The 22,672-nt window shown below is 71.5% G+C and carries 25 protein-coding genes and 1 tRNA gene; 14 read left to right on the top strand and 12 right to left on the bottom strand.

Features of this window, described 5'->3' with window-relative positions; translation table 11 throughout:
- The first annotated feature begins 61 nt into the window (after positions 1–61).
- The 4 genes from ACYVNR_RS14535 to ACYVNR_RS14520 are packed head-to-tail and all read left to right on the top strand — an operon-like array spanning position 62 to position 3,594.
- Positions 62–1,105, top strand: coding sequence for a Bug family tripartite tricarboxylate transporter substrate binding protein (locus tag ACYVNR_RS14535; protein WP_045190790.1), 1,044 nt, complete (start codon positions 62–64; stop codon positions 1,103–1,105).
- A 1-nt stretch (position 1,106) separates the two neighbouring features.
- Positions 1,107–1,652 carry a tripartite tricarboxylate transporter TctB family protein gene (locus ACYVNR_RS14530; RefSeq protein ID WP_082080882.1) on the top strand — a complete coding sequence of 182 codons (546 nt, stop codon included), beginning with the start codon at positions 1,107–1,109 and terminating at the stop codon, positions 1,650–1,652.
- Positions 1,652–3,205, top strand: coding sequence for a tripartite tricarboxylate transporter permease (locus tag ACYVNR_RS14525; protein WP_461048830.1), 1,554 nt, complete (start codon positions 1,652–1,654; stop codon positions 3,203–3,205). Before ACYVNR_RS14530 ends, ACYVNR_RS14525 begins: the two co-directional genes overlap by 1 nt.
- Positions 3,202–3,594: a universal stress protein gene (locus tag ACYVNR_RS14520; RefSeq protein ID WP_461048828.1), complete on the top strand. Its 393-nt coding sequence runs from the start codon at positions 3,202–3,204 to the stop codon at positions 3,592–3,594. The genes ACYVNR_RS14525 and ACYVNR_RS14520 overlap by 4 nt, the downstream gene beginning before the upstream one ends.
- Before the next feature lie 74 nt (positions 3,595–3,668).
- Here ACYVNR_RS14520 and ACYVNR_RS14515 read toward each other — a convergent pair whose 3' ends face one another.
- The 5 genes from ACYVNR_RS14515 to nth all read right to left on the bottom strand — a co-directional run bounded on the left by ACYVNR_RS14515 (position 3,669) and on the right by nth (position 8,121).
- Positions 3,669–4,448, bottom strand: coding sequence for a GNAT family N-acetyltransferase (locus ACYVNR_RS14515; RefSeq protein WP_461048826.1), 780 nt, complete (start codon positions 4,446–4,448; stop codon positions 3,669–3,671).
- Between the two features lie 20 nt (positions 4,449–4,468).
- The gene (locus ACYVNR_RS14510; protein WP_458799509.1) at positions 4,469–5,452 is read right to left on the bottom strand and encodes a magnesium transporter CorA family protein; all 984 of its coding nucleotides are present in this window, start codon (positions 5,450–5,452) and stop codon (positions 4,469–4,471) included.
- Between the two features lie 70 nt (positions 5,453–5,522).
- On the bottom strand, positions 5,523–6,725 hold the full coding sequence (locus tag ACYVNR_RS14505) for a MarP family serine protease (protein ID WP_461048824.1): 1,203 nt from the start codon (positions 6,723–6,725) through the stop codon (positions 5,523–5,525).
- A complete protein-coding gene (locus tag ACYVNR_RS14500; RefSeq protein WP_461048822.1) occupies positions 6,725–7,465 on the bottom strand; it encodes an NUDIX hydrolase in 741 nt (246 codons plus the stop codon). The genes ACYVNR_RS14505 and ACYVNR_RS14500 overlap by 1 nt, the downstream gene beginning before the upstream one ends.
- Positions 7,462–8,121: an endonuclease III gene (gene nth, locus ACYVNR_RS14495; RefSeq protein ID WP_458799572.1), complete on the bottom strand. Its 660-nt coding sequence runs from the start codon at positions 8,119–8,121 to the stop codon at positions 7,462–7,464. Before nth ends, ACYVNR_RS14500 begins: the two co-directional genes overlap by 4 nt.
- Positions 8,122–8,367: 246 nt before the next feature.
- On the opposite strand from nth, the gene gntA reads away from it, so the two are divergent.
- From gntA to ACYVNR_RS14480, 3 genes are all read left to right on the top strand, one after another.
- Positions 8,368–9,201, top strand: coding sequence for a guanitoxin biosynthesis heme-dependent pre-guanitoxin N-hydroxylase GntA (gene gntA / locus ACYVNR_RS14490; RefSeq protein ID WP_461048820.1), 834 nt, complete (start codon positions 8,368–8,370; stop codon positions 9,199–9,201).
- A complete protein-coding gene (locus ACYVNR_RS14485; RefSeq protein WP_461048818.1) occupies positions 9,198–9,926 on the top strand; it encodes a DUF1989 domain-containing protein in 729 nt (242 codons plus the stop codon). Before gntA ends, ACYVNR_RS14485 begins: the two co-directional genes overlap by 4 nt.
- 78 nt (positions 9,927–10,004) lie before the next feature.
- The gene (locus tag ACYVNR_RS14480) at positions 10,005–10,682 is read left to right on the top strand and encodes a Crp/Fnr family transcriptional regulator (protein ID WP_045190795.1); all 678 of its coding nucleotides are present in this window, start codon (positions 10,005–10,007) and stop codon (positions 10,680–10,682) included.
- A gap of 51 nt (positions 10,683–10,733) precedes the next feature.
- Here ACYVNR_RS14480 and ACYVNR_RS14475 read toward each other — a convergent pair whose 3' ends face one another.
- Genes ACYVNR_RS14475 through ACYVNR_RS14455 form a run of 5 tightly spaced genes read right to left on the bottom strand, consistent with a single transcriptional unit; the run spans position 10,734 to position 13,705 of the window.
- The gene (locus ACYVNR_RS14475; protein WP_461048815.1) at positions 10,734–11,387 is read right to left on the bottom strand and encodes a nucleoside/nucleotide kinase family protein; all 654 of its coding nucleotides are present in this window, start codon (positions 11,385–11,387) and stop codon (positions 10,734–10,736) included.
- A complete protein-coding gene (locus tag ACYVNR_RS14470) occupies positions 11,384–12,181 on the bottom strand; it encodes an MBL fold metallo-hydrolase (protein ID WP_045190700.1) in 798 nt (265 codons plus the stop codon). The genes ACYVNR_RS14475 and ACYVNR_RS14470 overlap by 4 nt, the downstream gene beginning before the upstream one ends.
- A 40-nt stretch (positions 12,182–12,221) precedes the next feature.
- Complete coding sequence (locus tag ACYVNR_RS14465) at positions 12,222–13,058, bottom strand: NUDIX hydrolase (RefSeq protein WP_045190796.1); 837 nt, start codon at positions 13,056–13,058, stop codon at positions 12,222–12,224.
- Between the two features lie 14 nt (positions 13,059–13,072).
- Positions 13,073–13,537 (bottom strand): RidA family protein, encoded by a 465-nt coding sequence (locus ACYVNR_RS14460; protein ID WP_458799495.1) that lies wholly within the window; start codon positions 13,535–13,537, stop codon positions 13,073–13,075.
- A gap of 12 nt (positions 13,538–13,549) precedes the next feature.
- Positions 13,550–13,705: a DUF4177 domain-containing protein gene (locus tag ACYVNR_RS14455; RefSeq protein WP_142179199.1), complete on the bottom strand. Its 156-nt coding sequence runs from the start codon at positions 13,703–13,705 to the stop codon at positions 13,550–13,552.
- Between ACYVNR_RS14455 and ACYVNR_RS14450 the strand changes: the two genes are divergently transcribed.
- The 3 genes from ACYVNR_RS14450 to ACYVNR_RS14440 all read left to right on the top strand — a co-directional run bounded on the left by ACYVNR_RS14450 (position 13,704) and on the right by ACYVNR_RS14440 (position 16,914).
- On the top strand, positions 13,704–14,585 hold the full coding sequence (locus tag ACYVNR_RS14450; RefSeq protein WP_461048812.1) for an alpha/beta hydrolase: 882 nt from the start codon (positions 13,704–13,706) through the stop codon (positions 14,583–14,585). The two genes, ACYVNR_RS14455 and ACYVNR_RS14450, sit on opposite strands and share 2 nt — an antisense overlap.
- Positions 14,586–14,695: 110 nt before the next feature.
- Positions 14,696–15,742: an ArsA-related P-loop ATPase gene (locus ACYVNR_RS14445; protein ID WP_458799493.1), complete on the top strand. Its 1,047-nt coding sequence runs from the start codon at positions 14,696–14,698 to the stop codon at positions 15,740–15,742.
- Entirely contained in the window at positions 15,739–16,914 is a 1,176-nt protein-coding gene (locus ACYVNR_RS14440) for an ArsA family ATPase (RefSeq protein ID WP_461048810.1), read from the top strand. The genes ACYVNR_RS14445 and ACYVNR_RS14440 overlap by 4 nt, the downstream gene beginning before the upstream one ends.
- 86 nt (positions 16,915–17,000) lie before the next feature.
- Here the strand turns inward: ACYVNR_RS14440 and ACYVNR_RS14435 are convergent, their stop codons facing one another.
- Positions 17,001–17,306: a WhiB family transcriptional regulator gene (locus ACYVNR_RS14435; protein WP_045190706.1), complete on the bottom strand. Its 306-nt coding sequence runs from the start codon at positions 17,304–17,306 to the stop codon at positions 17,001–17,003.
- Between the two features lie 283 nt (positions 17,307–17,589).
- On the opposite strand from ACYVNR_RS14435, the gene ACYVNR_RS14430 reads away from it, so the two are divergent.
- On the top strand, positions 17,590–20,022 hold the full coding sequence (locus ACYVNR_RS14430; RefSeq protein WP_045190707.1) for a transglycosylase domain-containing protein: 2,433 nt from the start codon (positions 17,590–17,592) through the stop codon (positions 20,020–20,022).
- A gap of 116 nt (positions 20,023–20,138) precedes the next feature.
- Here the strand turns inward: ACYVNR_RS14430 and ACYVNR_RS14425 are convergent, their stop codons facing one another.
- The gene (locus ACYVNR_RS14425) at positions 20,139–20,594 is read right to left on the bottom strand and encodes a GatB/YqeY domain-containing protein (protein ID WP_045190709.1); all 456 of its coding nucleotides are present in this window, start codon (positions 20,592–20,594) and stop codon (positions 20,139–20,141) included.
- Positions 20,595–20,674: 80 nt separating this feature from the next.
- Between ACYVNR_RS14425 and ACYVNR_RS14420 the strand changes: the two genes are divergently transcribed.
- The 3 genes from ACYVNR_RS14420 to ACYVNR_RS14410 all read left to right on the top strand — a co-directional run bounded on the left by ACYVNR_RS14420 (position 20,675) and on the right by ACYVNR_RS14410 (position 22,640).
- Positions 20,675–21,613 carry a metallophosphoesterase gene (locus tag ACYVNR_RS14420; RefSeq protein ID WP_045190710.1) on the top strand — a complete coding sequence of 313 codons (939 nt, stop codon included), beginning with the start codon at positions 20,675–20,677 and terminating at the stop codon, positions 21,611–21,613.
- 126 nt (positions 21,614–21,739) lie between these two features.
- Positions 21,740–21,816: transfer RNA gene (locus ACYVNR_RS14415), tRNA-Pro, on the top strand.
- A gap of 140 nt (positions 21,817–21,956) precedes the next feature.
- Positions 21,957–22,640: a hypothetical protein gene (locus tag ACYVNR_RS14410; protein WP_045190711.1), complete on the top strand. Its 684-nt coding sequence runs from the start codon at positions 21,957–21,959 to the stop codon at positions 22,638–22,640.
- Positions 22,641–22,672: the final 32 nt, after the last annotated feature.

The raw sequence follows: 22,672 nt of genomic DNA, 5'->3' as shown, positions 1-22,672 counted from the left end.
TGCATCGGGTGCGGGCACGATCATGCCGTTCCAGCCCATGAACGCGAAAGAGATCTCACCGATGAGCACTCGCAGCACCTCCTCCGGCGGCCACGCCCGCCCCGTCCGCATCAGCGCCGTCCTCGCGATCGCCGCGGCAGGGGCCCTCGCCCTGTCGGCCTGCGGCGCGACTGCCAAGAAGGACAGCGCGTCCACCGGCGCCGCAGCCGGCCCCGCCTCGAACCTGCAGATCATGGTTCCCAACAGCCCCGGCGGTGGCTACGACACGACCGCACGCACCGTCGCACAGGTCCTCGAGAACCAGAAGGTCACGGGCTCGATCCAGGTCTTCAACCTGCCGGGCGCCGGGGGCACCGTCGGCCTCCAGCGCGTCGTCAACGAGAAGGGCAACGGCAAGCTCGCCATGCAGATGGGCCTCGGCGTCGTCGGCGCGGCCTACACGCAGAAGTCGAAGGCGACGCTCAACGACACCACCCCGATCGCCAAGCTGATCGAGGAGGCCGGCGCCATCGTCGTGCCGAAGGACTCGCCGTACAAGGACGTCAAGAGCCTCGTCGACGCGTGGAAGAAGGACCCGAGCAAGGTCAACGTCGGCGGCGGCTCCAGCCCGGGCGGCCCCGACCACCTGCTGCCGATGCAGCTGGCCAAGGCCGTGGGCATCGACCCGACCAAGGTCTCCTACATCTCCTACGACGGCGGCGGCGAGCTGCTCCCCGCGGTCCTCGGCAACAAGATCGCCTTCGGCGCCAGCGGCTTCGGCGAGTTCCTCGAGCAGGTGAAGTCCGGCTCCATCCGCGTCCTCGCCGTCACGAGCGACAAGCGTGTCGACGCCCTGCCCGACGTGCCGACGATGAAGGAGTCGGGCATCGACTTCACCTTCACCAACTGGCGCGGGATCGTCGCCCCGCCGGAGATCTCGGCCGCCGACAAGCAGGTCTGGATCGACGCCCTCACCAAGATGCACGGCACCGACGCGTGGAAGGCCGAGCTCGAGAAGCGTGGCTGGACCGACGCGTTCGAGACGGGCGACCAGTTCGGCACCTTCCTCAAGGACCAGGACAAGGCCGTCGCCGACATCCTCCAGGGCCTGGGACTGACGAGCTGACATGTCCGACGTGACTCCTGACCGCACTGACCACAGCACCGCGGCCCAGGACGTCGAGACCCAGGGCGGGGACCGCGCACAGTACGGAATGTGCGCGGCCCTCGCCGGCCTCGGCATCCTCCTGCTCGTCAACGCCGCCTCGCTCGCCCCCGTGGCCAGCAGCAACGACTCGCTCGGCCCCAAGGTCATCCCGACCATCCTCGGGATCCTGCTGCTCATCGTCTCCGTCCTCTACGCCATCGACATCCGGCGCGGTGGCGTCGGCGCGGCCGACGAGGGCGAGGACATCGACCTCACGAGCAAGGCGGACTGGAAGACCGTCGGCCTGCTCGTGGTCGTCTTCGGCGTGAGCGCCGCCCTCATGGAGACGCTCGGATGGGTCATCGCGGGCACGCTCCTCTTCGCGGGCTGCGCGTTCGCGCTCGGCAACCGCCACTACGTGCGTGGCGTCCTCGCCGGGCTCGCGATCTCGCTCCTCACCTTCTACGTGTTCGCCATCGGGCTCGGCGTCAACCTGCCCGCCGGCGTCCTGCAAGGGATTCTGTGATGGACAACTTCAACCACCTCATCGAGGGGTTCGGGCACGTCATGACGCCGCTGAACCTGCTCTTCGCCTTCGTCGGCGTCGTCGTCGGCACGGCCGTCGGCGTGCTGCCCGGCATCGGACCGGCGATGACGGTCGCCCTCCTGCTGCCGATCACGTTCACGCTCGACACCACCCAGGCGCTCATCATGTTCGCCGGCATCTTCTACGGCGGCATGTACGGCGGGTCGACGACCTCGATCCTGCTCAACACACCCGGCGAGTCGTCCTCGGTCGTCACGGCGCTCGAGGGCAACAAGATGGCCAAGGCGGGACGCGCCGCCCAGGCGCTCGCCACCGCTGCCATCGGTTCGTTCGTCGCCGGCACCATCGCCACGGTGCTGCTCGTGCTCGTCATGCCGCAGGTGGTCTCGTTCGCCATCGACCTCGGCTCCCCCGAGTACTTCGCCATCATCATGCTCGCCTTCGTCGGCGCCAGCATGGTCCTCGGCTCCTCGCGACTGCGCGGCTTCGCGGCCCTGCTCATCGGCCTCTCGATCGGCATCGTCGGCATCGACAAGGTGACCGGTCAGCAGCGCATGACGTTCGACCTCCCGCAGCTCGCGGACGGCATCGACATCGTCGTCGTCGCCGTCGGGCTCTTCGCCGTCGGTGAGGCCCTCTGGGTCGCAGCACACTTGCGGCGCAAGGCTGCCGGCGTCATCCCGGTCGGCCAGCCGTGGATGGGCCGGCAGGACTGGAAGCGCTCGTGGAAGCCGTGGCTGCGCGGCACCGCGCTCGGTTTCCCCTTCGGCGCCATCCCCGCCGGCGGTGCCGAGGTGCCGACCTTCCTGTCCTACGTCACCGAGCGCAAGCTGACCAAGCACCCGGAGGAGTTCGGTCACGGCGCCATCGAGGGCGTCGCCGGACCGGAGGCCGCCAACAACGCGTCCGCCGCAGGCACGCTCGTGCCGCTGCTCGCCATCGGCCTGCCGACCAACGCGACCGCGGCGATCATCCTCACCTTCCTCCAGGGGCGAGGGCTCGAGCCGGGCCCGCTGCTCATCGAGAAGCAGCCTGCGCTCGTGTGGACGCTGGTCGCGAGCCTCTTCGTCGGCAACACCCTGCTGCTCGCGCTGAACCTGCCTCTCGCTCCCCTCTGGGCCAAGCTGCTCCAGATCCCGCGCCCCTACCTGTATGCCGGGATCCTCTTCTTCGCGACCATGGGTGCGTGGGCGGTCAACGGCCAGCCGTTCGACCTCTACCTGCTGCTCGCCATCGGTCTCATCGGCTTCGCGATCCGCCGGTTCGGCTTCCCGGTGCTGCCGCTCATCATCGGCGTCATCCTGGCGCCCATCGCGGAGCTGCACCTGCGCCGTTCGCTGCAGCTCTCGCACGGCGAGGTCAGCGGCCTCGTCGGCGGCCCGGTGGCCTGGGCCTGCTACGGCATCATCGTGCTGACGATCCTGTGGCCCCTCATCGCGAAGCTCATCCGAACCACTCGTGCCAACAAGGGCGACAAGGGCGGCCCCGGCTCGCCCCTGGCGTCCGAGGTCAACCAGGAGGCACGGGCATGACCATCCTCGTCGGCTACATCCCTACCCCACAGGGCGAGGCAGCGCTGGCAGCAGCCACGGCCGAGGCCCGGGCACACGGCGACCGCGTGCTCGTCGTCAACATGTCCCGCGACGACAAGCTCGTCGACGCGCACCGGGCCGCGGGCTCCGACCTCGACCGCCTCGACGCCGACCTCGCCGAGTCCGGTGTGGAGCACGAGGTGCGTCGGGTCGAGCACGGCACCGATCCCGCCGATGCGATCTTGGGGATCATCGACGCGGAGGCTCCGCGGATGCTCGTGATCGGGATCCGGCACCGCTCGCCCGTCGGCAAGCTGCTGCTCGGCTCGACGGCCCAGCGCCTCCTGCTCGACGCCGCCTGCCCGGTGCTCGCCGTCAAGACCGGCTGAACCCAGCCACCTCCACAACCGTCGTCACGCCACGAGTGGCCGGTGCCCGCCCCGGGCACCGGCCATCTCGGCGTCTACCGGATCGAACGGGACACTGCGACGTGGCGCGCGACCTCGACGAAGTCGGCCCGCTCGTAGAGACCACGAGCAGGCCCGTCGAGGTCGGCGACGATGACCAGCCTTGTGACAGAGAGGTCCTCGAGGGCCCACGCGCCAGCAGCACGCACCAGCGCCCCCGCGATGCCACGCCCTCGATGGGTCGCCAGGGTGACGACGTCCTGATAGCGGGCCAGTCCGTCGAGCCTGACGATGCCGAGGTTGCTCACGAGACGGTCGCCCTCGAACGCCCCGAACCAACGCGCCCGACCCGACTCGGCGAGGCCGCGCTGGGCGGCAGCACGTCGGCGCTCGAACTCGAGGCGCCCGTCCCGGCGGTCCGTGGGGGTGTCGCTGCCGCCGACCTCGGCCGACTGCTCCCAGTCGTCGTCACCCACGAGCTCCCGCAGCCGTATTCCGTCGGGCGCGGCCCCGCCCGACGGCACTGTCGTCGTGGCGAGGTCCACGTCGACCTCCACGTCCCACCCCTGCTCGACCCAGGCCGCGGTGTCGCCGCCCACCTCGCTGAAGGCGATCGCGCGGTGCGCCGCGTCAGGGTGCTCCCGCTCGAAGGTCGCGACCCAGTGGTCGAGGTCGGCGGCACGAGCCGGACCCGAGACGAGCACGAAGTTGCCCCACCAGAAGGTCGGGTTGGCGTCGGTGCGCACGACGAGGTGGTCGCCGCGGTCGGTGACGGTCGAGCCCTGCAGCTCGAGCAGCGCCAGGTCGGTCACCAGACCGGGGGACGTCACCTCCACGCGTCGATCCTCACCCACTCTCACCACCAGCCCTGGCGGTGGGCCCAGCGCAGCAGGCCGAGGCTGATCACGGCCATGACGCCGAGCACGACCACCAGCTGCGGCACGTGCGTCTCGTCGTTGACGATGAGGTTCATCCCGTAGACCGACGCGATGGCCGTGATCGGGAGCGTGATCGCCGCGATGACGGCCAGCCGCTCCATGGCGACGGTCATCTTCGTCGTGACCCGCGTCTGGTAGAGGTCGATGACTCCGACGAGGAACTGCATCTCGCCGTCCGCGAGGTTGCGCACGCGTTCGAACTGCTCGGCGAGGTCGCGGGCGTGCCGCTTGGCCTCCTCGGGCACGAACCGCTCGAGGGAGTGGATGCGGGCCTGGATGTCGTACGCCTGTGCCGCCATCGTGCGCGACGTCATCAGCTCGTGGCGGACGAGGAAGAGCTGCTCGAGCAGGGCCTCGGGCCGGTGGAAGTCGGTGGCCATCACCTGTTCCTCCATCGGCGGCAGGCGCGTCGCGACCTGGCGCACGGCGGCACTCTGGCGGCGCGCGATGGCCGAGCCGATGGCGTACGCGAGGTCGTGCGTCGACTGCGGACGCAGCCGCCCGGCCTCGAGACGCGCGCGCACCCCGCGGGTCTCCTCGCTCGCTGCCTCGGCCGACACCACCGGGTTGCGCGGCCCGTGCACCGTGACGAGACAGTGCTCCCCGACGACCATGTCGAGCTCGAGCACGTGCACGTGCCCGCTCTCCCCCGCCAGCGCGGTGTGGAGGATGACGAAGAGCTGGTGCTCGTACGCGTGGACGGTCGGCACGAAGTTGCGCTCGGCACACGCCTGCCGGACCAACGGGTGCGCCTTGATCGGTCCCGCGAGCACCGCCTCGGCCTCGGCGTCCCAGTCCGGCACGTCGACCCAGGCGAAGCCGTCGCTGCGCGTGAGCAGCGTCTCGAGGTCGGCCACCCCGTGGTCGGTGATCCCGTCAGCGCTGACGAACGACACCTGCATGGCACCACTCTGGCACCGGCGACACCTGCGCGGCAGTGGGCGCAGCGACAGCGACGGGGGGTCCGTCGGCTCAGCCGGCGACGCAGGCGCCGGTGTCGACCTCCAGCTGGGCGTTGGCGGACGCGTCGAGGACGGGTTTGGCCTCCGCGAGGGTCAGCGCATAGCCCGTCGTGTCGTCCTCGAGCGACTTCGCGAAGATGACGCCGACGACGCGGCCCTGCGTGTCGAGGAGCGGCCCACCGGAGTTGCCCGGCTGCACGGTCGCGGCGAGCGAGTAGATCTCGCGCACGACGCGCTCGCGCCCGTAGATGTCGAGTCCGCGGGCGTCGAGCTGGGCGCGCACCCGGGCCGAGACGACGCGGTAGGGCCCGTCGAGCGGGAAGCCGGGGACGGCGGCCGAGTCGCCCCGCGTCACCTCGCCGCCCAGTGGCAGCGCCGGCGCGGACAGGCCCGGCGCGCTGAGCACGGCGAGGTCGCGCCGCGGGTCGAAGACGATGACCCGCGCCCGGAGGGTCTGGTCGCCGGCCTCGATGCGCACCTGGTCGGCGCCCGCGACGACGTGGGCGTTCGTGACGATGTGCCCGGGCGAGAGCACCCAGCCGGTGCCCTCCTGCCCGCGCTGGCACGACTCGGACTGGGTGGTCACCTTGACGACGGAGCGCCCGGCAGCGCGGATCGCCTGCGACCGCGCGACAGCGGGGTCGGGGTCCTGCACCGGGGTGATCGGCTCCGGGGCCAGTCCGCCGAAGACCTGCGGGAAGCCCTGGCTCGACAAGAACCCACGGAAGCTGGCGAAGACGTCGCCGGTCTGCTCGGGGACGACCGAGTTGACCACGCGCATCACCCGTGACTCGGCCATGGCCTTCGACAGCGCCGGGTTGCCCGCCGTGCGCAGCGCGCCACCGATGAACCAGACGATGAGGCTCGCCGCCAGCATGACGACGACCGCGCCGAGCACCGAGTCGAGCCGCCGCAGCGACGTCTGCCCCACCCGCTTGCGGATCTGCGCCCCGAGCAGGCTGCCCAGGTACTGGCCGAGCCACCCGAAGGCCACCACCCCGACGATGAGCACGACGACGCGCGTGCGGTCGTTCTCGGCCACGGCGTCCCAGCGGGCCAGCATCCCCGGCAGCTGCCAGACCGCCAGCATCGCGAAGGCGAAGAAGCCGAGCAGCGACGAGACGCTCTGGATCAGGCCCTGCCGGTAGCCGGAGAAGGCGTACGCCAGCAGCAGCAGTCCCAGGGCGATGTCGAGCACCGTGCCTCCGCTCATCAGCGCCTCCCTCCCAGGAAGCGCTCGGGCAGAGCACGCCTGACGTCGGTGTCCCACGGCACGGAGAGCCCGCCCAGCTCGAGCACGCTGCTGACGAGCCCTGCCGTGAAGCCCCAGAGGAACAGGTCGTCGAGGTCGAAGCCCGGGCCGACGTAGCCCGACGGGTGGGTCACGGAGAAGCGCGTGGCCGGCTCGACGAGGTGCGACACCGGCACCGAGAGCACGTCGTGCACCTCGGCGGGGTCACGCACGCCGATGGGCGAGGGCTGTGCCCACCACGCGAGCACCGGGGTGACGACGAACTGGGCCGGGGCGAGGAAGATCGGCGGCAGCTGCACGACGACGTCGACGCCCTCGGGTTCGACCCCCGTCTCCTCGTGGGCCTCGCGCAGCGCCGTGGCGACGAGGTCGGCGTCCTCGGGGTCGCGCGAGCCGCCGGGGAAGGCGATCTGCGCCGGCTGGGTGCGCATCGTGTGCGAGCGCTCGATGAGCACGACGTGCTCACCGGGGTCGTCGGCACCGGCGGGCGGCGGACCGAAGAGGATGAGGACCGCGGACTCGCGGGCGTCGTCGTCGGGCGGTGCGAACCGCGCGAACCACTCCGGCTGGAAGCTCTCGAGCCGCTGCACGGCCGCGTCCATCCAGGCCGGACGGGGCAGGCGACCCCGCCCCTGGACGGGTGCAGGGTCGATGGAACCCGAGCTGCCGGCATACGCGATGCCGCTGACCACCTTCGTCACTTCGGCGCCAGCTCGTACTTCAGCAGCTTCGCGGCCTTGTCGGGGTCGGTCTCGCCGATGCCGTAGCTGGGGCACCAGCGCGCCACCGGGCACGCGCCGCAGGCGGGCTTCTTCGCGTGGCACGTGCGACGCCCGTGGAAGATGACGACGTGGCTGAGCATCGTCCAGTCCTTGCGCATGAAGAGGCGGCCGATCTCGTGCTCGACCTTGACGGGGTCCTCCTCCTCGGTCCAGCCGAAGCGGCGCACGAGCCGACCGAAGTGGGTGTCGACGGTGATCCCCGGGATGTCGAACGCGTTGCCGAGCACGACGTTGGCCGTCTTGCGCCCGACCCCCGGGAGCGTCACGAGGTCCTTGAGCCGCGGCGGCACCTCGCCGTCGAAGTTCTCGACGAGGGCGATGCCGAGCTTGATGAGGGCGTCGGCCTTGTTCCGGTAGAAGCCGGTCGGCTGGATGATCGTCTCCAGCTCGGTGCGGTCGGCGCCGGCGTAGTCGGCGGCCGTCCGGTACTTCGCGAAGACGATGGGCGTCACCTTGTTGACCCCGACGTCGGTGGTCTGCGCCGACAGGATGGTCGCCACGAGCAGCTCGAGCGGGGTGGTGAAGTCGAGCTCGCAGTGCGCGTACGGGTAGCGCTCGTGGAGCGACCGGTACATCTTGCGGGCGCGACGCGTCCGCGAGATCGAGGTCTCGTCGGCAGTCACGATGGCGCGGGGGGACACGGACGACACTGTATGCCGCCGCGCTGGGTCACGCCCGGTGCGCTCGGCCGGCGTCGGCGACGGGCCGGCCAACCTCCCCGGGGCCGCGGCGAGGACCGCTGCGCCCGAACGTTCCTCGCGGTCCCGCGTGCGTTCGGAGGGTGCAGATGGGTACGAACTGCCTGCCGGAGGGAGGCAGACATGTACCGGGAAGCGAACGACAGCGCTTCGGCGCCCGCGCCTGCCGCGCGGGCTGGCGCGTCCGAGACGTCGACGACGCCGGAGGCGGCGACCGACGAGCGCGGACTCGAGACGACGCTCGACGCGCTCCACGCCATGCACCTGCACCACGCCCCCGACCAGGACGTCGTCCGGGCCATGGAGCTCATGGTGACGCACGCCGAGTTCCCGTGCCTCGGGGCGAAGTCGGTGTTCCGCCGGGGCAACGTCGAGCACGCCGTCCTCGACGACATGGACGGCCCGGACACCCCGCAGCTGCTGCTGGAGCGGCTCACGCGGTTCGCCGACGGCATCGTCGGCGAGGACGGCTTCCACTCCTTCATCGTCACCTTCCGCCGACCCGCGCACGACGACGAGGCCGCGTTCGAGTCCTCGCTGTTCAGGCTGCTCCAGCGCCTCCACGACGCCGACGACGAGACGTGGGCGCGGGGCGTCGGGGCCGACCCCACCGACCCGCACTTCGCCTTCAGCGTCGCAGGCACGGCGTACTTCATCGTCGGCCTGCACCCGGCGGCGTCCCGCGTCGCGCGTCGGGCCCCGCTCGCGACCCTGGTCTTCAACCCCCACGACCAGTTCGAGCAGCTGCGCGCCGACGGACGGTTCGACGGCATGCGCTCGACGATCCGGCGCCGCGACGTCGACCTGCAGGGCTCGGTCAACCCGATGGTGGCCGACCACGGCGAGAGCAGCGAGGCGCTCCAGTACTCCGGTCGCGCGCACGACCCCGGCTGGGAACCGCCGCTCGAGGTGCACCCGACCCCATCCACCCCCGCCGACGAGGAGGACCGCCGATGACCATCGCCAAGGACGCCCCGACCACGACGAGCGCTCCGCCCACGCAGCCATCGACGGCACCGGCGCCGATCCCGGGCCAGGGCCGGCACTTCGGGGCGGGAGGCCCGGTCTTCGTCCCGGCGTACGGTGGCGACGTGGAGCTCACCCGACTCGCCCCCCAGACCGGCGCCGCCTTCCTCCTGCGCGCCGGCGAGCGCCTCGTCGTCGTGGACCCGACGGGTGAGCAGGTCAGCGACTTCTTCGCCGTGATGGCCGACGACCTCGACGAGTGGCTCAGCTCCGGACGCACCATCGACTACGCGAACTCGACGATCGTCACGACGGGAACGGTGCTCTACAGCAACCGCAGCACGCCGATGGCCACTGTCGTCGAGGACACGTGCGGCCGCCACGACCTGCTGCTCACGCCGTGCAGCCAGCAGACGTTCGACCTGCTCTACCCCGAGCTCGGGGGCGCCTACCACCCGAGCTGCTTCGAGAACCTCGCCTCGAACATGGGCCGCTTCGGCGTCGCGCCCGACCGCATCGGCACGACGCTCAACATCTTCATGAACGTGTGGGCCGAGCGGAACGGCGAGCTCCACATCGACCCGCCGACGTCGCGTGTCGGCGACCGGTTCGTCGTGCGCGCAGAGGCAGACCTCGTCGTCGGTCTCACCGCGTGCTCCGCCGAGAAGTCGAACAACGGCGTCTGCAAGCCGATCGACTACCGCATCGAGGCGTGAGCGGGCGCCGTCGACGACGTGACGGTGCTCGCGACGGATGGCGGCGCGGGCACGGAGGCGACGTGGCACACTGACCCCGTGGATCTCGACGTGGTGCGGCGCGCCCCCCTGTTCAAGGCTCTCGACGACGAGGCGGCCTCGGCGCTGCTGTCGGAGATGAGCCGCTCGCACATGGAGCGCGGCGACGTGCTCTTCCACGAAGGCGACCGCGGCGACACGCTCTACGTCATCGCCGAGGGCAAGATCAAGCTCGGCCGCACGAGCCCCGACGGGCGCGAGAACCTCGTCGCCATCCTCGGCCCGGGCGAGATGTTCGGCGAGCTCAGCCTCTTCGACCCGGGCCCGCGCACGATGACGGCCACGGCGGTCGCCGAGACGCAGCTGCTCGGGGTCGGCAACGAGTCGCTGACGGGCCTGCTGTCCGGCCGCCCCGAGGTGTCCAAGGCGCTGCTCGCGGCCCTGGCCCAGCGTCTGCGCCGCACCAACGCCCACCTCGCCGACCTCGTCTTCACCGACGTGCCGGGTCGCGTCGCGAAGGCGCTGCTCGACCTGTCCGAGCGCTTCGGCCGTCCGGTCGAGGGCGGAATCATGGTCTCGCACGACCTCACGCAGGAGGAGCTCGCCCAGCTCGTCGGCGCCTCGCGCGAGACGGTCAACAAGGCGCTCGCCGACTTCGCGACGCGCGGCTGGCTGCGCCTGGAGGCACGAGCCGTCCTGCTCCAGGACGTCGAGCGCCTCAAGCGCCGCGCGCGCTGACCCGGCCACGCCGCCGGATGCGGCGGCCGGCGAATCCGTCTGCCCACCAGCTCAGCTCGCGAACGACCAGCCGTCCGGCCCGTTGACGACCACGCGGTCGGCGGCGCCTGCGGCCGCGGCGATGCGTGCGGCGTTGACCTCGTCGGTCTGCTCGACCCAGGCGGCCGCGGCGTCCGGCGACTTGCCGAACGTCACGTGCCGCTCGACGAGCCTCGAGCGCCTGAGGTCGTCGTCACCCGTGACGTACCAGACCTCGGCGATGGCGGATCGTGCTGCCTGCCAGCGCGGTTCGGGCAGCAGCAGGTAGTTGCCCTCGGTGACGACGAGGCGCGCGCTCGGGGGCACCACCACGGCAGCGGCGATCGGCTGCTCGAGGGTGCGCTCGAAGCCGGGCGCGTAGGCCCACGAATCGGGCTCGTCGACGAGGCGGCGCAGCAGGTGCGCGTAGCCCTCGGCGTCGAACGTGTCAGGAGCACCCTTGCGGGACAACGCTCCCAGACGCTCGAGCTGCACGTCGGCGAGGTGGTAGCCGTCCATCGGCACGTGCGCCACCCAGTCCTCGCCCCGAGCCGCGGCCACCGCGGCGACGAGGGCGTCGGCGAGCGTCGACTTGCCGGCACCCGGCACCCCGGCGATGCCGAGCACGACCCGGCGATGGTCACCGACGAGGTCGAGAGCCGCCCTCGCGAGCGTCGCGACGCTCAACCGTGCTCGCGAAGGTACTCGAGCTGGGCCTGCACCGACAGCTCAGCGGCGGGCCAGACGCTGCGCGGCACGTCGGCATACACGCGCTCGACGACCTCGTATGCCGTCTGCGCGCCCTGGGCGACCGCCTGACGCACCTGGTCGAGGCGCTCCGCGCGGTGCTCGAGGTAGAAGGTGACCGTCGCCGCGGCGTCGGCGACGAACGGCCCGTGCCCCGGCAGCAGGCTCGTCACCGTTCCGGCACGCGTCAGTGACTCGATGCGCTCGAGCGACGCGAGGTAGGCCTCAAGGCTGCCGTCGGGCCAGGCGACGACGGTGGTGCCGCGACCGAGGACGGTGTCGCCCGTGACCAGCGTGTTGTCGGCGGGCAGCACGAAGGAGAAGGAGTCGCTCGTGTGGCCGGGCGTCTCGACGGCGAGGATCTCGAGGCCACCGACCCGGATGGTCTCGCCGGCCCACAGGTCGTCGTGGCCCCGACCGAAGGCGCGGACCGGAGAGCCGGTCAGCTCGTGGAAGCGGTCCGCGCTCTCGGCATGGTCGTCGTGCCCGTGGGTGAGCAGGGTCAGCGCGACCCGCCGCCCGGTCGAGGCCACCCGGTCGAGCACGTGCTGGAGGTGCCGCTCGTCGAGGGGCCCCGGGTCGACGACGACGACCTCGTCGGAGCCGGGCTCGGCGAGCAGCCAGGTGTTCGTGCCGTCGAGGGTCATCGGCCCCGGGTTGGGGCAGAGCACGCACTCGGCACGCTCGCTCGTGACGCCGCCGGTCCAGGCCGGGTCTGCTGCGGTGCCGTTCACGGCCGCACCTCCCGGCCACGGACCGGCGACGCCACGACGGTCACCGCTCGACGATCTCCATGGCGGCGCCGGACGGGCCGGCGACGACCTCGGGCATGACGAGCGGCAGCGACTCGCTGTGCACCACGAAGTCCGCGGCCGACGACGCCTCACGCACCTGCTCCACCCAGATGACGGTGGGCGGCAGCATGAGCGCGGAGCCTGCGGCATACTCGCGCAGCAGCTCCTCGGGCACCACCCAGCCCGCCTGGTCGGCCTCGGTGGTCTCGCCGTCGGCCACCTGGAACGGCGGCATCAGCGCGGCGAAGAACCACGTGTCGTAGCGCCGCGGCTCGAAGACGGGCGTCACCCAGTGGGCCTTCGCCACGATGAGGTCCGACCTCAGCACGAGGCCCTTGTCGCGCAGCACGTCGGCGAGCGCCACCTGCCGGCTCACCAGCTGGCGGCGCACCTCGAGCCACTCGGGGTCGTCGACCCGGGCGAGCGGTCCGCTGGCTGACGGGCCGGCCAGCAGCACGCCGCACTCCTCGAACACCTCACGGATCGCGGCCGCGACGTACATCTGCGCCTCGGCCGGCGAGCAGCCCAGGCGCTCGGCCCACTCCGACGGCGAGGGTCCCGCCCAGGGCAGGCCCACCTCGCCGTCGCGGTCGTCGACGCCGCCACCGGGGAAGACCATCGTGCTGGGCGCGAACTCCATCTCGGAGACGCGCCGCAGCATGAAGACCTCGGGGCCGGAGTCGCCGTCGCGCAGGAGCATGACGGTGCTCGCGGGTCGCGGCTCGGCCTCGTCCCAGCGCTCGCCGGCGAGCCACCGGGTGGCGGCGTCGGAGATGCTCGGGGTGGTGGTCAGCGGGAACTGTCGTCCCGCGGTCATGGGTTCGCCGACGCTCATCGGGCGACGGAGACGATGACCTCGACCTCGACGGGTGCGTCCAGCGGGAGCGCACTGACACCGACGGCCGAACGGGCGTGGATCCCCTTGTCACCGAACGCCTTCACGAGCAGCTCGCTCGCGCCGTTGATGACCCCGGGCTGGCCGGTGAAGCCCGGGTCGGAGGCGACGAAACCGACGACCTTGACGACACGGCTCACCGTGTCGAGGTCGCCGACCTCGCTCTTGATCGCCGCGATCGCGTTGAGGGCGCACGTCTCGGCGAGGGACTTCGCGGTCTCGGCGTCGACCTCGGCGCCGACCTTGCCGGTCGCGGCGAGGGAGCCGTCGACCATGGGCAGCTGACCGGAGGTGAAGACGAGGTCGCCCTCACGGACGACGGGGACGTAGGCGGCGACGGGCGGCACGACCTCGGGAACGGTGAGGCCGAGCTCGGACAGGCGGTCTTCGACAGCAGACATCGGCTTCGCTCCTCAGGACTTCGGGCGCTTGAAGTAGGCGACGAGGCTCGTACCATCGGGACCGTTGACGATCTGGACGAGCTCCCAACCGTCTGCCCCGAAGTTGTCGAGGATCTGCTTGGTGTTGTGGATCAGGAGTGGTGCGGTGAGGTATTCCCACTGGGTCATGGCCATCACCCTACTCAGTGTCACCTCGGCCCTCGCGACCCTCTCCGCGTGCTCGGGTGGCGCCGACCACGCCCCGGCGAGCACGATGTCGACCACCATGACGAGACCTCCCACCAGCACCCCGACGGGCCCGGTCGGTGACGCGAGCGCCACCCGTTCCTACGGCGCCGACCCCGCACAGGTCTACGACGTCTACCCGCCCGCCGGCGCCGCAGCGAAGGCGACGGTGGTCGTCGTCCATGGCGGGTTCTGGCGCGCGCAGTACGACCGCGAGCACGCCGTCCCCGAGGCGACGGCCTTTGCGGCAGCCGGCTACCACGTCGCTCTCGTCGAGTACCGCCGAGCAGGTATGCCGGGTGGCGGCGTCCCCGGCACCCTCGACGACATGCGCGACGTCCTCGCGTCCATCGCGGCGCAGCCGGACCTGCCCAAGCCGCTCGTGCTCGTCGGCCACTCGGCCGGCGGCCACCTCGTCACGTGGGTGGCCGGACAGCCGTGGGCCCGCGAGCGCGGCATCGCCGGCGTCGTGTCGCTCGCCGGCGTCGTCGACCTCGGCGCGGCCGACCGGCTGCACCTCGGCGACGACGCCGCGCGCGCCTTCGTCGGCTCCGGCCCGGGCACCGCGGCGTGGGCGTCGGCGGACCCGATGAGCACGCTCCCGCCCACCGTGCCCGTACGCCTCGTCGACGGCTCGGACGACGACACGGTGCCGCTCGGGGTCGCCGACGCGTACGTGAAGGAGGCGACGGCTGCAGGCGGCGACGTCACCGAGGACGTCGTCGAGGGCGCCGACCACTTCGCCGTCATCGACCCGGCCGCCCCGGCCTTCGCCCACGTGCTCGCCGCGGTGCGCTCACTGGCCGAGCGGTCGACGCCCTGACACGCCCCGGCGTTCGTCACTGTTGCGCCCGGTGGAACAGTGACGCAGCCAACGGCCCGGGACGGGGCGGCCGCCGGGGGCTCCCGCGCGCGGCGCCATAGGGTGGGAGCGTGACGACCCGCCATACCGACCCACCCTGGGCGAACGCGCGGCTGCACGTCGTCACGGGCAAGGGCGGCACCGGCAAGACGACCGTCGCGTCGGCCCTCGCGCTCGCCCTCGCCTCGAAGCCCGGACGCGTGCTGCTGAGCGAGGTCGAGGGGCGCCAGGGCATCAGCCAGACCTTCGACGTGCCCCCGCTCGGCACCGACGAGACCCGCGTCGTGCGCCTGTCCGGCGGCGGAGAGGTCGTCGGTCTCTCGGTCGAGCCGAAGGCGGCCCTGCTCGAGTACCTCCAGCTCTTCTACAAGCTGGGCCGTGCCGGGCGGCTGCTCGAGAAGTTCGGCGCGATCGACTTCGCCACGACGATCGCGCCCGGTGTGCGGGACGTCCTGCTCATCGGCAAGATCTACGAGGCCAACCGCCGACGCCGCGACGGCCGGCACAAGGGCGACGCCGCACCGGTCTACGACGCGCTCGTGCTGGACGCCCCGCCGACCGGGCGGATCGGCCGGTTCCTCTCGGTCAACTCCGAGGTCGCCGACCTGGCCCGCGTCGGCCCCATCCACTCGCAGGCGGGCGCGATCACCCGCCTGCTGCAGTCCGAGCAGACCGTCGTCCACCTCGTCACGCTGCTCGAGGAGATGCCGGTCCAGGAGACCCTCGAGGCGGTGGACGAGCTGCGGTCCAAGGGGCTGCGCCCCGGCGCCATCGTCGTCAACATGGTGCGCGACCCCCTCCTCGACGACATCGCCCTCGACCAGGCGCGGGCCGGACGACTGCACAAGGCCTCGATCCGCACGCAGCTCGCCGACGCCGGGCTCCAGGCCACCACCGAGCTCGTCGACGGCCTCCTCGAGGAGGCGCGCGACCACGCGCAGCGGATCGACCTCGAACGCGAGCAGATGGGGATGCTCGAGGCGACCGGTCTACCGATCGTCCAGCTGCCGGCGCTACCGGGCGGGGTCGACTCGGGCTCGGTGCGCGAGCTCGCCGACCTGCTGGTGCCGGCCTTCGTGACGCCCCTCGTGACGCCCCTCGAAGGAGTCGAGCCGTGAGCCCGGACCCCGTCGCGAAGGAGGCGCCAGCGCTCGACGTCGACGCCCTGCTCGCCGACCCCGAGACCTCGATCATCGTGTGCTGCGGCGCGGGCGGCGTCGGCAAGACGACCACCGCGGCCGCCCTCGGGCTGCGCGCCGCCGAGGCAGGCCGGCGCGTGGTCGTGCTCACCATCGACCCGGCCCGCCGACTCGCGCAGTCGCTCGGCCTGACCGAGCTCGACAACACGCCACGCCCCGTGACCGACATCGACGGCTCGGCGGGCGGCAGCCTCCACGCGATGATGCTCGACATGAAGCGGACCTTCGACGAGGTCGTGCTCGCCCACGCCGACCCCGACAAGGCGGAGCAGATCCTCGCGAACCCGTTCTACCTCGCGGTCAGCAGCTCGTTCGCCGGCACGCAGGAGTACATGGCGATGGAGAAGCTCGGGCAGCTCAAGGCAGCGGCCGGCACCGCGGACGCGCCCTGGGACCTCATCGTCGTCGACACGCCGCCGTCCCGCTCGGCCCTCGACTTCCTCGACGCCCCGAACCGCCTCGGAAGCTTCCTCGACGGCCGCTTCATCCGGCTGCTCACCGCGCCGGCCAAGGCCGGCGGGCGTGCCGGGCTCAAGGTCTTCGGCGTCGGCGTGCAGCTGGTCACCTCGACCATGACGAAGATCCTCGGCGGGCAGCTGCTCACTGACGTGCAGACCTTCGTCAACGCGCTCGACACGATGTTCGGCGGCTTCCGCGAACGTGCCGACGAGACCTACCGGCTCCTCTCGGAGCACGGCACCGCCTTCCTCGTGGTCGCGGCCCCCGAACGGGACGCGCTGCGTGAGGCGTCCTACTTCGTCGATCGCCTCGAGGCGGACCGGATGCCGCTCGCCGGGCTCGTCGTCAACCGCATCGGCCGCGTCGAGGCGACGGGCCTCACGCCGTCGCGGGCGCTGTCCGTCGCCGAGGCGCTCGAGGACGGCGGTGGGCCGAAGTCGGCGACCAATGCGGCCGCCCTGCTCCGGCTCCACGCCACCCTCGTCCGCACGGCCGAGCGACAGCGTGAGCTCGCGCAGCGCTTCTCGCGGTCACACCCCGGCATACCCGTGGTCCAGGTGCCCGCGCTGGGGCGCGACGTCCACGACCTCGACAGCCTGCGCCAGGTCGGGCACGCGTTAGCGGGGTCGTGACACCACCGAGTGGCCACGGCCCCGCTCACGTGTGACGTTGTGTCGGACTCGAGCCGCCGGACCCCACATCCGGACGGCTCGGAGGCTCAGACGGACTTGGCCTGAGCGGCCATGCCCGCGCGGAGCGCCGACTTCCACGAGGTGATGTCGGGCCGCTTGCGCAGCAGGGCCCGGCGCTCACGCTCGGTCATGCCTCCCCAGACACCGAACTCGGTCCTGTTGTCGAGGGCCTCGGCCAGGCACTGCGCGAGAACCGGGCACGTCTTGCAGACGGCCTTCGCGTCGTGCTGGGCCTTGCCCCGGACGAACAGCGCGTCGGGGTCCTGGCCCGAACAGTTGGCCTGCGTGGCCCACTCGTCGACCCACGGATCCACGATTGCGACTGCACTCATGATGTTTCCCCTCCCCGCCCGGCACCTCCCATGACACCGAGCAGACCCGGACCGTCCCACCGGTCCTGATCAAGCGGACCCCCCTAAGGCCCAAACGAGACATTACGAGTGGTGAGCGCCGTCGGACATAGGCCCTATGGACCATTTCGTTGGCCCGGTGACTAGTCACCCTCACGCCGTCCCCATGGTCATCCAGAGTCGTGAATCGTCCGTTTGAGACACCCTCGTACCGTTGATCGTGCGTAGGACGGGTGGCCATAGGGTGAGCAGTTACCCTTGCCGCATGTCTTCACGCACTACCTCGATCGGCGGCGTCATCAGCCTGCTCGGCGCGTTCCTCGCGTCCGCGCTGGTGCTCGGACTGCTCGCCGCCGGCCTGGTGATGCCCGCGGTGGGCGCCACAGGCGCCCTCGCCCGCAGCGGCGTCGACGTGTTCAACGAGCTCCCGAGCGAGTTCACGACCGACCCGCTGGCCCAGACGTCGCGCATCCTCGCGGCCGACGGCTCCGTCATCGCGACCCCGCAGGAGCAGAACCGCACCATCGTGCCGCTCAAGTCGATCGCACCGATCATGCGCGAGGCGCAGATCGCGATCGAGGACCACCGGTTCTACGAGCACGGCGGCATCGACATCCAGGGCACCATGCGCGCGGTCATCTCCAACCTGCGTAGCGGCTCGTCGGTCGGCGCCTCGTCGCTCACCCAGCAGTACGTGAAGATCTCGCTCCAGTACTCCGCCCTCAGCGCAGGCAACGAGGAGGCGGCCCAGGCGGCCGTCAAGAAGGACTACATGCGCAAGCTGAAGGAGCTGAAGTACGCGATCACGCTGGAGAAGAAGCTCACGAAGGACCAGATCCTCGAGGGCTACCTCAACCTCGTCTACTACGGCGACCGTGCATACGGCGTCGAGGCCGCGGCCCAGCACTACTTCAGCGTCCCGGCCAGCAAGCTGAGCCTGTCGCAGGCGGCCCTGCTCGCCGGCCTGACGCAGAACCCGGGCACCACCGACCCGGTCAACTTCCCGAAGAAGGCCATCGCCCGCCGCAACGTCGTGCTCGACCGCATGCACTCCCTGAACCGCATCACCACCAAGCAGTGGACGGCCGCGAAGAAGCGCACGCTCAAGCAGGACATGAAGGTCACGAACCCGAAGAGCACGTGCCTCGCGTCCGAGTACCCGTACTGGTGCGACTTCGTCATCAACTACGCGCTGGCCATGCCCCAGCTCGGCAAGACGCTCGAGGAGCGCAAGCGCACCCTCTACCGCGGCGGCGTGACCATCACGACGACCCTCGACCCGCGCATCCAGCGCATCGCGCAGCGTGAGGTCACCAAGAACGTGCCGATCGGCGACAGGTCCGCGGTCGGCGCCGCGGCCTACGTGACCGACCCGCGCACCGGGCAGGTCAAGGCCTTCGCGCAGAACACCCAGTACACCGTCGGCAAGCAGACCCTCGGCAAGACCGGCATCAACTGGGCGCTCGACAAGAAGTACGGCGGCTCCGGCGGCTTCCAGTTCGGCTCGACGGCCAAGGCGTTCGCGCTCGTGACCGCCATGGAGTCCGGCATGAACACGAAGTCGAGCGTCAACGCCAAGGCCGCCGGCGGCAACTCCCAGGCCACCTACACCCCGAAGGAGTGGCCGGGCGGCGTCGCGAACTGCGGACCCGGCGGCGAGTGGAAGGTCTTCAACGACAGCCCGTTCAAGGGTGGTCGCATCTCGCTCATGGAGGCGACGGCGCTGTCGACCAACACCGCGTTCATCGCGCTCGCCGAGCAGCTCGGCGGCTGCAAGGTGCGCGACACGATGCTTCGCCTCGGGCTGCACCAGGCCGACGGGCAGCCGGTCGGCAAGTACGCCCCCCAGTACATCCTCGGCGCCTCCGAGGTGTCGCCGCAGGGCGTGGCGCAGGCGTACGGCGTGCTCGCGGCCGACGGCAAGAAGTGCCCCCTCGTGGCCATCACGAAGATCACGCGCGGCGGCAAGAACATCGCCCTCCCCCCGACCCAGTGCTCGCAGGTCGTCGAGCCCGACGTCGTGCGCGCCACGGACAAGTTCCTCGAGTACAACATGACGAACGGGTCCGGCCGCCGCAACCAGCTCGAGGGCGGCCGCCAGTCGGCCGGCAAGACCGGCACGGCCAACCGCAACAACGAGTCGTGGTTCGTCGGCTACACGCCGCAGCTGACGACCGCCGTGTGGGTGGGCACGCCCGACGACGGCAACAAGCGCGTCATGTCCAACGTGCGCATCGGTGACCGCTTCGTCCCCGTCATGCACGGCGCCTCGGTCGCCGCCCCGATCTGGAAGGGCATCATGAACGGCGCCCTCGAGGGCGAGCCCCAGATGAGGTTCGGTGAGCCCTCGGCGAAGCTGATGCAGGGCGACAAGGTCGACGTGCCCAGCGTGACGGGCCTGTCGGTGTCCGAGGCCATTGCGCGGCTGCAGGGCGCGGGCTTCTCCGCCGGCGTCGGCGGCACGATGGGCTCCTCGGTCCCCCGGGGCCTGGTCGCCGGCACCTCGCCCTACGGGCAGGCCGCGAGCGGCAGCTTCGTGACGATCTACACCTCGCGCGGCGGCGGCGACCGCCAGCCGATCCCGCAGCAGCCACAGGTGGTGCAGCCGCCCCCGGCTGGCGGCGGTGGCGGTGGCGGTGGCGGCGGTAACGGTCGGGGCCGCGGCGGAGGCGGCGGAGGCGGCGGCGGTCGCGGCTGAGCCGCCCGCCCACCGGCCCCGGCCGCACGGCCGGACCCCGGCACGACGAAGGCCCGACGCGCGATTCGCGTCGGGCCTTCGGTCGTCTCCAGCCGTGTCGACGGACCGTGTCGGCGTCAGCCGGCGAGCACGCGGCGCACGACGGCCGCGACCCGGCCGCCCTCGGCGCGACCGGCCACGGCAGCGTTGGCCGCCTTCATCGCGAGGCCCATCTGCGGCATACCGGTGGCGCCCGAGGAGGTGACGGCCTCACGGACGATCGCCTCGAGCTCGTCGTCGCCGAGCTGCTTCGGCAGGTAGGTCTCGAGGACGGCGAGCTCGGCCTCCTCCTTGGCTGCGAGCTCGGCGCGCCCCGCGCCGGTGTAGGCCTCTGCGGCCTCGCGGCGCTTCTTGGCCTCCTTGGTGAGCACCTTGAGCACGTCGTCGTCGCTGAGCTCGCGGTGCTGCTTGCCGGCGACCTCCTCGTTCGTGACTGCCGTCAGGGCCATGCGGATCGAGCCGGCACGCACCTGGTCGCGCTCGCGCATCGCGGACGTCAGGTCGGCCTTCAGCTGCTCCTTCAGGGTGCTCATGGGCCCAGTCTGTCAGGTCGGCGACACGGCCCCCGACGTGCTGGTGAGGGGTCTGGCGCACCAGTGCGAGGATGGGGCCCATGCGTGCCGTGACCAAGACAGTGCTCGGCCTGGGCCTCGCCGGCGCCGGGGTGCTCGGCTGGGCTTCCCTCGTCGAGCGGAATGCCTTCGTGCTGCGCCGCTTCGAGGTGCCGGTGCTGCCCGAGGGAGCCGAACCCCTCCGCGTGCTGCATCTCTCGGACCTGCACCTGCTCCCCCGACAGCGCGCGAAGCGGAGCTGGGTGCACAGCCTCGCGTCGCTCGACCCCGATCTCGTCATCACGACGGGCGACAACATCGCGGCCGACGACGCGGTGCCGTCGCTGCTCGACGCGTACGAGCTGCTGCTGCCGCTCCCGGGCGTCTTCGTGCTGGGCTCCAACGACTACTTCGCACCCAAGATCAAGAACCCCCTGGGCTACCTCACCAAGGACCACGCCAAGGGTGTCGGCACGACGCAGCGGCTGCCCACCGCCGACCTGGTGCGCGGTTTCCGCTCGGGCGGCTGGGTCGACCTGACGAACCGCCGCGACTCGATCAGTGTGCGGGGCCTGCGCATCGACCTCGTCGGCGTCGACGACCCGCACCTCGGCTACGACCGCCTCGACCTCGTGCGGGGCGCGGCATCACCGGACGCCGATCTCACCCTCGCCGTCACGCACGCGCCCTACCAGCGGGTGCTCGACGCGTATGCCGCCGACGGCGCGGACCTCATCGTCGCCGGTCACACCCACGGCGGACAGGTGTGCGTGCCCGGCTACGGCGCCCTCGTGACCAACTGCGACCTCGACACCTCACGGGTCAAGGGGCTCTCCCGCTGGTGGCCGGGGGCCGGCTCGACGCCCTCGTCGCAGGCGCCGGCCGACGCCGCCTGGCTGGAGGTCTCGGCCGGTCTCGGCACGGCTCCCACCGCTCCCGTACGCCTGGCCTGCCGCCCCGAGGCCACCCTCCTCACGCTCGTCCCCCGCTCCCGCGGCTGAGGGCTGCACGGGCCCTGGAAGGGGCGGCCGGGCCCGATTCGGAGATGGGCGGGGGGCTGCGCTAAAGTCTCTCCTTGCTGCCTCCGATCCACGGGTGACACCACGGATCAGGGGCAGGTGCAGCACCGGGGTGTGGCGCAGCTTGGTAGCGCGCTTCGTTCGGGACGAAGAGGTCGCAGGTTCAAATCCTGTCACCCCGACCATGCGGAACTGCAGCTCAGGACCCCCTGCCCACGGCAGGGGGTCCTCGCTTTTGCCTGTGCTCCGACCGTGCCGGCACGACACTGGATGGCGAGGGTCGTCGGCCGAACCGCGGCGCGGCCCGCCCCGGAGGGAGGCCACCGTGAGCCCGGACCCCAGGACGAACGAGCCCGCCCCGACCCCATCAGAGGGCGGCGTCTCCCCGGCGCTGCCGGTCTTCCTGTCCACCGAGCACTGGAGCCTGCTCGGCACCCGGTCCCTGACGTGGGCCGAGGTGATGAGCCGCATCACGATCCACCTGACCGTGGTCTCGGCCTTTCTGGTCGTGCTGGTCCTGACCGCGCAGAGGACCGGCTTCGGCACCCCCTTCCGGGTCATGGCGATCGGCTTCGCGTCGGCGGCGCTCGTCATGGGCACGCTCACGGCGATCCGGGTGAACATGGCGAGCCAGGAGGATGCGGGGCTCGTCACGGCGATGAACCGGCTGCGCCACGCGTACGTCGACCTGGCGCCCGAGATCGAGCCCTACCTCACGGCCTCGATCCACGACGACACGCGCGGGCTCATGCACTCGTACTCCGTCGGCCAGCGACGCAACCCGATCCTGCACGTCATGGGCAGCACGTCCTTCTTCCTCATGACCGTCAACGCGATCGTGGCCGGCGCGCTGGGCGCCTTGGTCGCGAGCGCCGTCGACGCGAGCACGGGGACGGTTGCCGTCGTCGGGGTCCTCGCCGGCCTGGCCTACGTCCTCGCGCACCTGGAGATCGCGCGGCGCGTGTTCAGGGACAAGCCCTTCGACGTGCACTTCCCGACTCCGGAGTGAGCTCCCGAGCGGCGCGAGCGGCCCGAGCCTCC

The organism is Terrabacter koreensis, from assembly GCF_054783315.1.
This window is presented reverse-complemented; position numbering and strand designations above follow the sequence as displayed.